The sequence below is a fragment of the Ottowia cancrivicina genome (assembly GCF_029813755.1).
Classification (GTDB): Bacteria; Pseudomonadota; Gammaproteobacteria; order Burkholderiales; family Burkholderiaceae_C; genus Ottowia; species Ottowia massiliensis.
Genome location: NZ_JARVII010000005.1, coordinates 66,831 through 79,728, shown reverse-complemented (window position 1 = coordinate 79,728; position 12,898 = coordinate 66,831). Strand labels below are relative to the sequence as shown.

Sequence of the window (12,898 nt, the reverse complement as noted above, 5' to 3'; positions counted from 1 at the left end):
CTGCGCCGCGCCCAAACCCCGCGCCTGTCATCCGCGCCCTGAGCCGCCCGCCGCCCCAGCCAGCAGCTGCACTACTGGCGGCGCGCGCCAGCAGGCAAGCCGCCCTGCCTGCCGAAGAAGCTGTCATTTGCCAGGACGAATGGCTCATCGTGGCCGGCAAGCCTCATTTCATGCCCGTCACGCCCAGCGGCCCCCTTCGTCCGGCAGAGCCTGCTGGCCCGCCTTCGCCGCAAGCTGGGCCTGCCCGTGTCAAGCCCCATTCACTGCATTGACTGCAATACCACCGGGCTAGTGGCCTTCGCCGTGCAGCTTCCCGCGCCGCCTGCCAGCAGCTTTTCTGAACAGGTTCTCAGCCAGCGGCAAGTCAGCCAAACATACGAGTCCATCGCGCAGACGCTCCCGGCCTGCCTAGCCGCCCTGCTCCGCCGTCCGCGCGCCGCAGCCGTCTGCTGCGCCATGAGCACTTTTTCACCATGCACGGAGGCTGAAGGCACTCCCAGCAGCGAAACGCGCATGGCCCGCCTTGCGCCCCCTGCAACTGCTGGCGCGCCGCCTGGCCTTTGCCGACCCTTTCACCGGACCGCCGCGCGAGTTTGAAAGCCACCTGGCGCTCAGCGGCCTGCGCAAACGAAGCCGCCGCCCAGCAGCGGCCCAGCCAACGCGCCTGCTCACGGCTACGCTCCCCGGCACAAGCTGGCCGGTATCAAGCCTTAAAAAGAGGAGCGGATTTGAATGCGTTCAAATGCCGCCTGGCGCAATTTGTACTAGGACTTAATGCTATTGAAACAGTAGCTAAATTGCACCACCTGCTTCTTGTTCATGCCTTGCTGTTCCAATTCGTTTTCTTCGCGGCCAGTCTGGCAGCGGTGCCGCCTTGAAATTGTTTCGCGCGTTCCCTACTTGCTCCCTCCATGCTGACTCTTCTGTCTTTTCTCGTTGTCATCTGCGTTCTCATTGCCGTGCATGAATGGGGGCACTACCGCATGGCCGTGGCTTGCGGGGTGAAGGTGCTGCGCTTTTCCATAGGCTTTGGCAAAACGCTCTGGAGCTGGAAGCCGAAAAAGCCGCGCCCCGGGCAGGACACCGAATTTGTGATTGCCGCCATTCCCTTTGGCGGCTACGTGAAGATGCTCGACGAGCGCGAAGGCGAAGTGGCGCCGCAGGAGCGCCATCGCGCTTTCAACACGCAGCCGCTGCGTGCGCGGGCGCTCATCGTCGCGGCCGGGCCGGTGGCCAATCTGGCGCTGGCAGCGGCGCTTTACACGCTGATTGGCTGGGTTGGCATTGACGAGCCGCGCGCGCTGCTGGCGCCGCCTGCCGCCGGTTCATTGGCGCAAAAGGCCGGCTTGCAGGCGGGCGATGAGGTGCGGCGCATCACCTTGGCTGGCGGCGGCGCGCAAGAGGTGGCCTCGTTTGAAACCGTGCGCTGGCTGCTGACGCAGGGCGCGGTGGATGGCGTGGACGTGACGCTGCAAATCAGCCGCGATGGCGCTGAAAGGCAAGTGCAGCTGCCCCTGTCGCAACTGGCGCGCCGCGAGCCTGACGCGCAGATGTTTCGCGAAATCGGCATCGCCTCGCCCTTGCGCCAGCCTCTGATAGGCAGCGTGCTGCCAGGCGGCGCAGCGGAAAAAGCCGGCCTGAAGGAAGGCGACCGGGTTTTGCGAATGGGCCATGTGCCGGTCACGGATGGGCAGCAGCTGCGCGAGCTGATTCGCGAAAGCGGCGCCCGTGGCGCGCCGCCTGCAAAGGAGTGGCTGATTGACCGCCACGGCCAGCGCCTGAGCCTGAGCGTGCAGCCTGAGCCGGCGCAGGAACAAGGGCAGCCCATTGGACGCATCGGCGCAATGGTGGGGGCCGCGCCTGAAATGACGCTGGTGCGGTATGGGCCGGTGCAGGCGGCGGTCAAGGGCGTGGCCAAAGTGTGGGAAACCTCCGCGCTCACGCTGCGGCTGATGGGCCGCATGGTGATGGGGCAGATTTCACTGCGCAACATCAGCGGGCCTGTGGCGATTGCCGGATACGCGGGGCAGGCCGCGCGGCTGGGGCCTGTTTACTTTCTGGGGCTGCTGGCCTTTGTCAGCGTGAGCCTGGGCGTGCTCAACCTGCTGCCGCTGCCCGTTCTGGATGGAGGGCACCTCATGTATTATCTTTGGGAGGCTGTAACAGGGCGGCCGGTTACAGATGCATGGATGCAGCGCCTGCAAAAAGGAGGCGCTGCTTTGCTTTTCGCCATGATGCTGCTGGCCCTGTACAACGATATTGCCAGCCAAGGCTGGCTGGGACTGCCTTCTCTCTGAATTACCAGTTTCTTGCATGACAACCCTGTTGCATCGCGCGCGTTTGCGCACTCTCTCTACGCTGGTGGCGGCCGCTCTGGCATCGCAAATGGCGTGGGCCATCAACCCTTTTACCGTGCGCGACATCCGCGTAGAAGGCTTGCAGCGTGTGGAGCCGGGCACGGTGTTTGGCTCTTTGCCCCTGCGCGTGGGCGACACCTACACGGATGAAACCGGATCGGCGGCCATCCGCGCCCTGTATGCGCTGGGCCTGTTCAACGACGTGCGGCTGGATGTGCAAGGCGATGTGCTGGTGGTCATCGTGCAGGAGCGCCCGACGGTGGCACAAATCGATTTCGCGGGCAACCGCGAGTTCACCAAGGAGGTTCTGCAAAACGCGCTGCGCGACGCGGGCATGACCGCAGGCCGCCCCTATGACAAGGCGCTGATTGACCGCGCCGAGCAGGAAATCAAGCGCCAGTACATCAACCGCAGCCTGTATGGCGCTGAAGTGCAGACCACCGTCACGCCCGTGGCGCGCAATCAGGTGAACCTGGCCTTCAACATTACCGAAGGGCAACCCGCGCGCATCAAGGACATCCATATCGTCGGCAACCGTGTTTTCAGCGAAAGCAAGCTCAAGGATCTGTTCGACCTGGACACAGGCGGCTGGCTGAGCTGGTACACCAAGAGCAACCAGTATTCGCGCGCCAAGCTCAATGCCGACCTGGAGGCGCTGCGCACTTACTACCTGACGCGCGGCTACCTGGACTTCAAGATCGACAGCACGCAAGTGGCCATGTCGCCTGACAAGGAGTCCATGTCCATCACCATCAACATCACCGAGGGCGAGCGCTTCGTTGTCTCCGGCGTGCGGCTGGAGGGCAACTATCTGGACCGCGAAGACGAATTCAAGTCGCTCGTCACCATCAAGCCAGGCGAGCCGTACAACGCAGACGAAGTGACAGCCACGACCAAGGCATTTACCGAACAGTTCGGCAACTACGGCTATGCCTTCGCCACGGTGAATGCGGATACCGAAGTCGATTCCGGCAATCACCGCGTGGCTTTCGTCATCAAGGCTGCGCCGGGCCGCCGCGCCTACGTGCGCCGCATCAATATCGAAGGCAACACCAAGACGCGCGACGAAGTGATTCGCCGCGAGTTCCGCCAGTTCGAGTCTTCCTGGTACGACGGCGAAAAAATCCGCCTCTCGCGCGACCGCGTGGATCGCCTGGGCTTTTTCACTGACGTGGGCGTGAGCACCGCCGAAGTGCCTGACGCGCCGGATCAGGTGGATCTGGTCGTGACCGTAAAGGAAAAACCCACGGGCAGCGTGCAGATTGGCGCGGGCTATTCATCGGCTGAAAAGCTGTCTTTTACTTTCGGCCTGTCGCAAGACAACGCTTTCGGCTCCGGCAATCAACTGGATCTGCAACTGAACACGGGCAAGTACAACCGCACGGTGGTGGTGAGCACGACCGATCCGTACTTCACGTCTGATGGCGTTTCGCGCACCGTTGAGGCGTACTACCGCAGCGCCAAGCCTTATCAGGATCAGGGCGGCAACTATCGTTTGATCACGATGGGCGCGGGCCTCAAGTTCGGCGTGCCGGTCACGGAGCAGGACACGGTTTACCTGGGCGTCAATGCGGAGCGCACTGAAATCCGCACGGGCACCAACATCCCGGCGGCCTACTTGGCGTATGCCGAACGCTTTGGCTACAAGAGCACTTCCTTTCCGTTCACGGTGGGCTGGTCGCGCGACACGCGCGACAGCGCCTTGGCGCCCAATGAGGGCCGCTACCAGCGCCTGTTCGGCGAACTGGGCCTGCTGGGCGATGCGCGCTACGTCAAAACCAACTACCAGTACCAGCAATACGTGCCGCTTTCCAAGCAATACACGCTGGCCTTCAATGGCGAGCTGGGCTGGGGCAAGGGCCTTTCCGGGCAGCCGTTTCCGGTGTTCAAGAATTTCTATTCAGGCGGCCTGGGTTCCGTGCGGGGCTTCGAGCAGGCCACCCTCGGTCCGCGTGACGTCACCGGTTCCTTCATTGGCGGCGCGCGCAAAATCACGCTCAACACCGAATTCATCACCCCGTTTCCGGGCGCGGGCAATGACCGCACTTTGCGCCTGTTCGGCTTTGTGGACGTAGGCGCGCTGCTGGGAGAGCACGAAAAAATCGAGCGCGATGCCTTCCGGGCCTCCGCAGGCGTGGGCGTCAGCTGGATATCGCCCATGGGGCCGCTGCGCTTTGCCTTTGCTGTGCCTGTCCGCAAAAAAGCGGGCGATAGAATTGAAAAATTCCAGTTCCAGATTGGCACTTCCTTCTGAAATCCGAAATCGTTTTGTCACCTTCTCAAGATATGACCACCAAGACCACCACTCTCGCCCGCCATCTTCTGCGCGCTTCTCTTCTGTCCGTCAGCATCGCTCTGGCTGCGCCAGCCTTTGCGCAAGGCGCGCGCATTGGCTTCGTCAATTCTGACCGCATGCTGCGCGAAGCCGAGCCAGCCAAGGCCGCTCAGGCCAAACTGGAGCAGGAGTTCTCACGCCGCGAGAAAGAGCTGAACGACGCAGGCAATGCGCTGCGCGCTGCTTCTGAAAAATTTGAGCGTGACGCGCCCACCCTGTCCGAAAGCCAGCGCAGCCAGCGCCAGCGCCAGTTGCTGGAGCAAGACCGCGAATTCCAGCGCAAATCGCGTGAATTCCAGGAAGACCTCAATGCCCGCCGCAATGAAGAGCTGCAAGCCGTGCTCGATCGCGCCAATCGCGTGGTCAAGCAAGTGGCCGAAGCTGAAAAATATGACGTGATTCTGCAAGAAGCCGTCTATCTGAATCCCCAACTGGATATTACTGACAAGGTCATCAAGGCCCTTAATGCATCCAAATAAGTGCTTTTGCTGAACGATCGCACACTTCGAGCGCTGTGAGCCTTTCTCTCGCCGCCATTGTTGAGGCCCTTGGTGGCGAGTTGCGAGGAAGTCCAGAGCGCGAAGTGGCGCGTTTGGCTTCATTGGAAACAGCCACGCCTGCCGACATCAGCTTTTTGGTGCCGAACCCGAAGCTGGCAGGCTTGCTGGCACAAACGCAGGCCGGGTGCATCATCGTCGCGCCTGCCATGCAAGAGGCGGCAGGCGCGCGAGGCGACTGCATTGTTGCCTCAGACCCTTATCTCTATTTCGCCCGCCTGACCCAGCTCTGGAAGCGTACGCACTTGCCGCCAGAGCCGGCAGGCATTCACCCCAGCGCTGTGGTGGAGGAAGGTGCGCAAGTTCATCCGGCCGCCCGTGTGGGCGCTCTATGCTTTGTGGGCAGCGGCGCACGGATTGGCGCGCACACTGTCTTGCGCGAGCGCGTCACGGTGGCATCGGGCTGCACGATTGGCGAGCGCTGTCTGATTGAAAGCGGAGCGGTGATTGGCGGCGATGGTTTTGGCTTCGCGCCGCATCAAGGCCAATGGGTCAAGATTGAACAGCTGGGCGGCGTCCGCATTGGCAATGACGTCGAAATTGGCGCCAACACCTGTATTGACCGTGGCGCGCTGGACGACACCGTCATTGAAGACGGCGTCAAGCTCGACAACCTCATTCAGATTGGCCACAACACGCACATTGGCGCTCATACGGCCATGGCCGGCTGCGTGGGCGTGGCGGGCAGCGCCCGCATCGGCGCGCATTGCACGGTGGGGGGGGCGGGCATGATCCTGGGGCATCTCGATATCGCCGATCACGTCCACATTTCCGCTGCCTCCATGGTGGCGCGCTCCATTACCAAGCCGGGCCAATACACCGGCTTTTTCCCCATCGACGACAACGCGGCATGGGAAAAGAATGCCGCCTCGCTCAAGCATCTTCATGCTCTGCGCGAACGTGTCAGACAACTTGAGAAAAAGTTGGCGGAAAACGGCGACAATGCCCGGCTTTCCGGCTGAAGGGCCGCCGCAGCGCGGCGGCCGGGCTTTTTGCCCCATCACCAAAAAGATTCAACGACATCATGGACATCCACTACATCCTTGAAAAGCTGCCGCACCGCTATCCGTTCCTGCTGGTTGACCGCATTCTTGATGTCGATCTTGAAAACAAGTCCCTGCGCGCGCTCAAGAACGTCACCATCAACGAACCCTTTTTCACCGGCCACTTTCCTTCGCGTCCCGTGATGCCAGGCGTGCTCATGGTCGAAGCCCTGGCGCAGGCCTCGGCGCTGCTGGGCTTCATGGTCGAAGGCATTTCGCTGGATGACGACACGCTTTTCTACTTTGTTGGTGCGGATGGCGTGCGCTTCAAGCGTCCCGTTGAACCGGGCGACCAGCTCACCTTGCACACCACATTTGACCGCGTGCGCGGCGGCATCTACAAATTCCATTGCAAAGCCACCGTGGGCGACGAGCTGGTTGTGGAAGCCTCCATCATGTGCACCATGCGCCGCGTGCGCTGAACCTCTCTTTTCCGGCCTTTTCACGCCTTTGCCAAGCGCGCGCCGTGGCAGCCATTCATCCCACCGCCCTCATTGACCCTGCGGCTGAGCTGGCGGCAGATGTCGCCGTCGGCCCCTATGCCGTCATTGGCCCCCATGTGCGCATTGGCGCGGGCAGCCGCATTGGCGCGCACTGCGTCATTGAAGGCCGCACCAGCATCGGCCCTGGCAACCGCATCTTCCAGTTCGCCAGCATTGGCGCAGCGCCGCAAGACAAGAAATACGCAGGCGAACCCACCCGTCTGGAAATCGGCGCGGGCAACACCATCCGCGAATTCGTCACCATCAACACCGGCACCGTGCAAGACGTCGGCGTCACCCGCCTGGGCGATGACAACTGGATCATGGCCTACGTCCACATCGCCCACGACTGCCAGCTTGGCAGCCACACCATCCTGGCCAACGCCGTTCAGCTCGCGGGCCACGTGCATATTGGCGATTGGGCCGTTATCGGCGGCATCACCGGCGTGCATCAGTACGTGCGTGTGGGCGCGCACGCCATGGCGGGTTTTCAAACCCGTCTCTCGCAAGACCTGCCGCCCTTCATCACCGCATCCGGCAATCCCGCCGCCGCCCAGGGCATCAACGTCGAGGGCCTGCGCCGCCGGGGCTTCTCGCCAGAGCGCATCGCTGCCATCAAGCACATGTACCGCCTGATCTACCGCCAGGGTCTGCCGCTGGATGCCGCCCGGCAGGCCATCCAGGCGCAGTCCGCCAGCGGTGATGCCGATATGGCCGCAGACGCCCGCCTCATGCTCGGCTTCCTCGCCAGCGCCAGCCGTGGCATTGTGCGCTGAAGCCGCCGCGCGGCGCTTTCGCCCGTGCCACAATCCGCGCCGCTCGCCAGCCATCTTCCAGACGGCTGGCGTTCTGCCTGACAGGTGCTCCACGGCCATGCCACGGAGTTAAACGGGAAGCAGGTAAACCAAGCCTGCGCTGCCCCCGCAACGGTCAGCGGATCAGCAACGCTGCCAAGAACCCGTTCAATGCCTGTCCGTGAGAGAACCCGGCCGTCGAACCGCCCTGAAAGCCACCGGCCCTTTTTGCTATTGATTCAATAGTATGAGGTCCCGTAAGAATGTGCGATAAAGGCGTTTTCATGGCCCTGAATTTGCTCTCAAAAGCGAAGTAAAACGCGCCAGCTCCGGGCCGCGCCCGGCTTGCGCCTTCGCGCTCACGGACAGGTGGTGAACAGGTTCTGAAGCCCGCGCGCGCCATGCGCAAAGGCGGTCACTGCCCCCTTCATGGGGCGGGAAGGCCCGGCGGCCTTGCGCCAGCGCCCTCATGAAGGGGCATCTGGCAATCCGCAAGCCCGGATACCGGCCTGCCTGGCATGGCTGTCGGCGGCTGCGGGTGTGCGGCGGGCCGGACGGGTTTCGCTCCTGGCCCAATGCGCCTGCTTTGGCCCCAACCCTGTCCGCGCCAGCTCTGCCTCGCCCCGGCTTTGTGCAAATCCATTCACGGGGAGAGCGCTTTGCTCAAAACCATCATCAAGCGCGACGGGCGCGAAGAACCCTTCATACCCGCCAAAGTCAACAGCTGGTCCATCTGGGCCAGCGAGCAGCTGGGCGAGCGGGTGGACTGGTCCTCCGTCGTCATGGAGGCGATGAGCCACTTTGGCGACAAAACCACCAGCCAGGACCTGCAAAGGCAACTCATCAAAATCTGCGTGCAGAAAAAAAGCTGGCCCTACAGCCTCATGGCAGGGCGGCTTTACGCTGCTGTCACGCGCAAGGAAATCTACGGCAGCAGCACGCACATGCCCACCATTCGCGCCGTGCAGCAAAAACTGGCCGCAGCGGGCCTGATGCGCGAGCTGGACTACAGCGAAGACGAATACGCGCAAATCGAAAAATTCATCGATCACGCGCGCGATTTTGAATATGCCTATTCACAAATCCTGCAATTGCGCAAGAAATACGCGCTCATGAACCGCGTCACGCGGCAGGAATATGAATCGCCCCAGTTCATCTACATGCGCATGGCCATGGCGCTGGCTGAAGACGAGCCGCGCGAAGAGCGCCTCAAGCACATCGTCAATTGGTACAACCATTTTTCATACAACCGCATCAACGCCCCCAGCCCCAATTACATCAACCTGGGCACGCGGCTCAATGGCTACGCTTCCTGCTGCGTTTACAAGGCGGGCGACAGCCTGCATTCGCTGGCCATTGGCGACCATATTGCGTATGAAATGACGGGCATGAGCGCCGGCATCGGCGGCATGATTTCCACGCGCACGCTGGGCGATCCGGTGCGCGGCGGCGTCATTTCGCATCAGGGCAAACTGCCGTATTACCGCGCGCTGGCCTTTGCCACCAAAGCCAACCAGCAGGCTGGGCGCGGCGGCGCCTGCACCAGCTACTACTCGGCGTTTGACCCTGAAAACACCACCATCGCCCTGCTGCAAAACCCCATGTCCACCGAAGACAAGAAAATCCGGGAGCTGCATTTCGGCGTCATGTACAACCGCCTTTTCACCAAAAAAGCGGCGCGCAATGAAGAGGTTTTTCTCTTTACCGAATATTCGGCGCCTGATTTGTGGCACGCCATGTTTTCGGGCGACCAGGACCATTTCGAAGCGCTTTATGAAGCCTACGAGAAAAATCCCGATTTCCCCCAAAAAACCATCAGCGCCCGTGATTTCGTCGTGCTCGCCCGCCAGCAGGCTTATGAATGCGGCACGCATTATGAATTGTGGATCGACGAAGCCAACCGCCACACGCCTTTCAAAGACCCCATTCACAGCAGCAACCTCTGCAACGAAATCGCGCTGCCCACCAAAGAATACTGGCGCATGACCGACCTTTATTCGGACGAAGACAAACCCGAATCCGGCGAAATCGCCATCTGCGCGCTCTCCGCACTGGTCGTCTGCAATATTCACAGCGACGAGCAATACGCCTCCGCCGCCTATTACGCGCTGAAAATGATCGACAAATGCATTGACATGTCCGACTACCCCTTTGCGCATGTGGCAATGACGGCCAAGGCGCGCCGCAGCGCCGGCGTGGGCATGATGGGCGTGGCCACCGAGCTGGCGCGCAAAAACCTGAAATACACCACGCAAGCGGGGCGCGATCACTGCCACTGGCTGGCCGAGCGGCACTATTACTTTGCGCTCAAGGCCAGCCTGCAACTGGCCCGCGAAAAAGGCAATGCGCCCTGGATGCACAAAACCCGCTGGCCCGAAGGCTGGCTGCCGATTGATACCTACAAGAAAACCGTGGATGAAATCGCAGCCCCCCGCTACAGCTACGACTGGGAGGCGCTGCGCCGGCAAATCGTGGCGCAGGGCGGCATCCGCCATTCGGTTCTCGTGGCGCACATGCCCACCGAATCCAGCTCCAAGGCCGCTGGCGTGCCCAACAGCATTTATCCCATACGCGAAATCACGCTGAAAAAATCGGACAACAGCAACGTGATTGACTGGGTCGCCACCGATTCCGATTTGCTGAAAGACCGCTACGAGCTGGCGTGGAATATCCCCACGCTGGACATGATCAAAATCTACGCCATTTTCCAGAAATTCACCGACCAGGGCATCAGCGCCGATTTCTGGCGCGACCGCGCCAGCGACCCCGTGGTTTACACCGACGAAATCATGGAAGAGCACCTGGCCATGTGCCGCTACGGCATGAAAGGCCGCTATTACCAAAATTCGCTCACCAGCGACCAAGGCAAAAGCGCCACGGTGGAAAGCCGCATGGCCGAAAAAAGCCGCCTTTCCGGTTTGGCGCCCGTATTGGCGCCAGCGCCAGAAAACCCGGATGGCGATTTTGAAATGGCCCCTGACGAGCGCGGCTGCGCCAGCGGAGCATGCAGTCTGTAAAGGGCTTGATTTTGCTCCTTGTTTCATAGCAGCATCTCCTCACAAACACTGCGGCGCACGCATTTTCAGCGGGCCTGAATCTGCTCCTCTTTTCAATTCGCTGCCGCCTTCATCCTTCCATTTCACAGGCATTGCCATGACCCAGCCCAGCATTCCCGAATCCATTTTCAACATTCACAAGAGCGACTACAAAAGCACCGATCTTTTTCTCGGCCAGCCCGGCGGCCTGCTCGATTCCATCAACCGCCCTTATCCGGAGCTTTTCGCCATGTACAAGAAAATGCTTTCGCTGCGCTGGGACGAAAATGAATTCGACTACGCCTCGTGCAATAGCGAATTCAAAACCTGCTCGCGCGGCATGTATGACGCCATGATTTACAACCTGGCCTACCAGTGGGAAGCCGACACGGTGGCCAGCAAAAGCATCGTGCCCATACTGGCGCCTTTCATCACCAATTCGGAACTCTGGGGCGTGACGCTGGCCATTGGCGCCAATGAATACCTGCACGGCCTCACTTATTCCGAAATCGTGCGCAACAGCTTCGACAACCCCGACGAAGTATTCAGCGAAATTCTTTCCATTACCGAAAGCTTTCACCGGCTGGAGAAAATGGCGCAGGTTTTTGGCGAGGTTTACACGGTATCGCACCGCTATGCGCTGGGCCATGCCAGCGGCGAAGAGGCATACGCCGCCGTCATGGCTTTTTATGTGGCGCTGTATTGCCTGGAGCGCATTCAGTTCATATCCTCATTCATCGTGACCTTTGCCTTTGGTGAAATCGGCATGTTCGTGCCCATTGCCAAAGCCATCCAGAAAATCTGCCAGGACGAGTTTGAAGTGCACCAGCGGCTGGACCAGATGGTGATTCGCATCGAGCTGAATACCGCGCGCGGCCAGGCCTGGCTGGCGCAAAACCGCGAGAAAGCGCAGGCCATCGTCACCGAAATCACGCAGGCCGAGCTGGACTGGTCGCAGTTTCTCGGCAGCCAGGACCGCGAGCTGCCCGGCATCACCGTCAAGAAGCTTCAGGATTCGGTCATCTTCAACGCCCAGCCCGTCTATGAAACCCTGGGCCTGGGCAACCCCTTTCCCCGCGTGGCGGCCAACCCGCTGCCCTTCGTGGAGGAATGGATGAACGTGAACGCCATCCAGGCCGCCCCGCAGGAAGAGGCGGGCCGCAACAGCGCCTACCTCATTGGCAGCATCATCCCGCGCCACACGGGGCGGGTGTATGACACGGACGGGCTGTGAAAAAAGGCCAGGAGCCTGTCCAAGGTCCGTCCGCGAGCGCGGTCTGCGGGCGCGAAAAGCGCGGATCCGGGCGCTCTGCTGCTTTGCAAAGCCTTGGCGGGCCGCAAGGCTTCAAGGCCCCTGCCCCTCCCGATCCGCAGCCCTTCATGAGCAGACTCCGGGCAGGTTCAGGGGCGGATCAAAGGCCGCGCATCCGGCTTTTCAGGCCGGGCGCGGGGCAGGGCGGGCGCTCAGTATCCCAGCCGCTGCGGGTGCAGCTCCTGCAAGATGGTGGTGGCGATTTCTTCAATGCTTTTGGTGGTGGTGGACAGCCAGCGGATGCCGCTGCGGCGCATCATGGCTTCGGCTTCGCTGACTTCCATGCGGCAGTTTTCCAGCGAGGCGTAGCGCGAGCCGGGGCGGCGTTCGCTGCGGATTTCGGCCAGGCGCTGCGGGTTGATGCTCAGGCCAAAGAGTTTGTGCCGCCAGGCCAGCAAGGCGGGGGGAAGCTGGCGGCGCTCGAAGTCTTCGGGAATGAGCGGGTAGTTGGCGGCTTTCAGGCCGTGCTGCATGGCCAGGTACAGGCTGGTGGGCGTTTTGCCGCTGCGGCTGACGCCGACCAGGATGACATCGGCGCTTTGCAAGTCGCGGTCGCTTTGGCCGTCGTCATGCGCGAGGCTGAAGTTGATGGCTTCGATGCGGTCGTGGTACTCGCGCGATTGGCTCACGTCGGCAAAGCGGCCCACGCGGTGCAGGCTTTTGACGCCCAGCTCCTGCTCCAGCGGCTGCACGAAGGTGGCGAAGGTGTCCATCAGCATGCCGTGGCAACCGGTGCGGATGACTTCGAGCACTTCGCGATCCACCAGCGTGGAAAAGACGAGCGGGCGCTGGCCTTCGGTTTCGCAGACGTGGTTGATCTGGCGCAGGGCCTGGTGGGCCTTGTCGGGCGTATCGACGAAGGGCAGGCGCACGCGGCGCACGGCGATGTCGAACTGCGCGAGGATGGCGTTGCCAAAGGCTTCGGCGGTGATGCCGGTGCCGTCTGAAAGAAAGAACACGGTGCGGGCGGTCATGGCGGTTTT

The 12,898-nt window shown here is 61.5% G+C and carries 10 protein-coding genes and 1 riboswitch; of the genes, 9 read left to right on the top strand and 1 reads right to left on the bottom strand.

Annotation, left to right across the window (positions count from 1 at the left end; all coding sequences use genetic code 11):
* Positions 1-593: 593 nt before the first annotated feature.
* The 9 genes from QB898_RS04105 (at position 594) to QB898_RS04065 (ending at position 11,837) form a co-directional block, all read left to right on the top strand.
* The gene (locus QB898_RS04105; RefSeq protein ID WP_279523906.1) at positions 594-878 is read left to right on the top strand and encodes a hypothetical protein; all 285 of its coding nucleotides are present in this window, start codon (positions 594-596) and stop codon (positions 876-878) included.
* Between the two features lie 33 nt (positions 879-911).
* Positions 912-2,297 (top strand): RIP metalloprotease RseP, encoded by a 1,386-nt coding sequence (gene rseP, locus QB898_RS04100; RefSeq protein ID WP_279523905.1) that lies wholly within the window; start codon positions 912-914, stop codon positions 2,295-2,297.
* Positions 2,298-2,313: 16 nt separating this feature from the next.
* On the top strand, positions 2,314-4,611 hold the full coding sequence (gene bamA, locus QB898_RS04095) for an outer membrane protein assembly factor BamA (protein WP_279523904.1): 2,298 nt from the start codon (positions 2,314-2,316) through the stop codon (positions 4,609-4,611).
* A gap of 32 nt (positions 4,612-4,643) precedes the next feature.
* On the top strand, positions 4,644-5,171 hold the full coding sequence (locus QB898_RS04090; protein ID WP_279523903.1) for an OmpH/Skp family outer membrane protein: 528 nt from the start codon (positions 4,644-4,646) through the stop codon (positions 5,169-5,171).
* 35 nt (positions 5,172-5,206) lie between these two features.
* Positions 5,207-6,211 (top strand): UDP-3-O-(3-hydroxymyristoyl)glucosamine N-acyltransferase, encoded by a 1,005-nt coding sequence (gene lpxD / locus QB898_RS04085; protein ID WP_279523902.1) that lies wholly within the window; start codon positions 5,207-5,209, stop codon positions 6,209-6,211.
* Positions 6,212-6,270: 59 nt separating this feature from the next.
* On the top strand, positions 6,271-6,714 hold the full coding sequence (gene fabZ, locus QB898_RS04080; RefSeq protein WP_050714481.1) for a 3-hydroxyacyl-ACP dehydratase FabZ: 444 nt from the start codon (positions 6,271-6,273) through the stop codon (positions 6,712-6,714).
* A gap of 44 nt (positions 6,715-6,758) precedes the next feature.
* Positions 6,759-7,550 (top strand): acyl-ACP--UDP-N-acetylglucosamine O-acyltransferase, encoded by a 792-nt coding sequence (gene lpxA / locus QB898_RS04075; RefSeq protein ID WP_279523901.1) that lies wholly within the window; start codon positions 6,759-6,761, stop codon positions 7,548-7,550.
* Between the two features lie 65 nt (positions 7,551-7,615).
* Positions 7,616-7,809, top strand: a riboswitch (cobalamin riboswitch).
* 418 nt (positions 7,810-8,227) lie between these two features.
* The gene (locus QB898_RS04070) at positions 8,228-10,585 is read left to right on the top strand and encodes a ribonucleoside-diphosphate reductase subunit alpha (protein ID WP_279523900.1); all 2,358 of its coding nucleotides are present in this window, start codon (positions 8,228-8,230) and stop codon (positions 10,583-10,585) included.
* Positions 10,586-10,721: 136 nt separating this feature from the next.
* On the top strand, positions 10,722-11,837 hold the full coding sequence (locus QB898_RS04065) for a ribonucleotide-diphosphate reductase subunit beta (RefSeq protein ID WP_279523899.1): 1,116 nt from the start codon (positions 10,722-10,724) through the stop codon (positions 11,835-11,837).
* Positions 11,838-12,067: 230 nt separating this feature from the next.
* On the opposite strand, the gene ppsR is transcribed toward QB898_RS04065, so the two are convergent.
* Positions 12,068-12,889: a posphoenolpyruvate synthetase regulatory kinase/phosphorylase PpsR gene (gene ppsR / locus QB898_RS04060; protein ID WP_279523898.1), complete on the bottom strand. Its 822-nt coding sequence runs from the start codon at positions 12,887-12,889 to the stop codon at positions 12,068-12,070.
* Between the last annotated feature and the right edge of the window lie 9 nt (positions 12,890-12,898).

Coding starts and splice junctions, on each gene's coding strand:
- ppsR (WP_279523898.1), bottom strand. CDS start 12,889: ATGACCGCCCGCACCGTGTTCTTTCTTTCAGACGGCACCGGCATCACC.
- rseP (WP_279523905.1), top strand. CDS start 912: ATGCTGACTCTTCTGTCTTTTCTCGTTGTCATCTGCGTTCTCATTGCC.
- bamA (WP_279523904.1), top strand. CDS start 2,314: ATGACAACCCTGTTGCATCGCGCGCGTTTGCGCACTCTCTCTACGCTG.
- QB898_RS04090 (WP_279523903.1), top strand. CDS start 4,644: ATGACCACCAAGACCACCACTCTCGCCCGCCATCTTCTGCGCGCTTCT.
- QB898_RS04065 (WP_279523899.1), top strand. CDS start 10,722: ATGACCCAGCCCAGCATTCCCGAATCCATTTTCAACATTCACAAGAGC.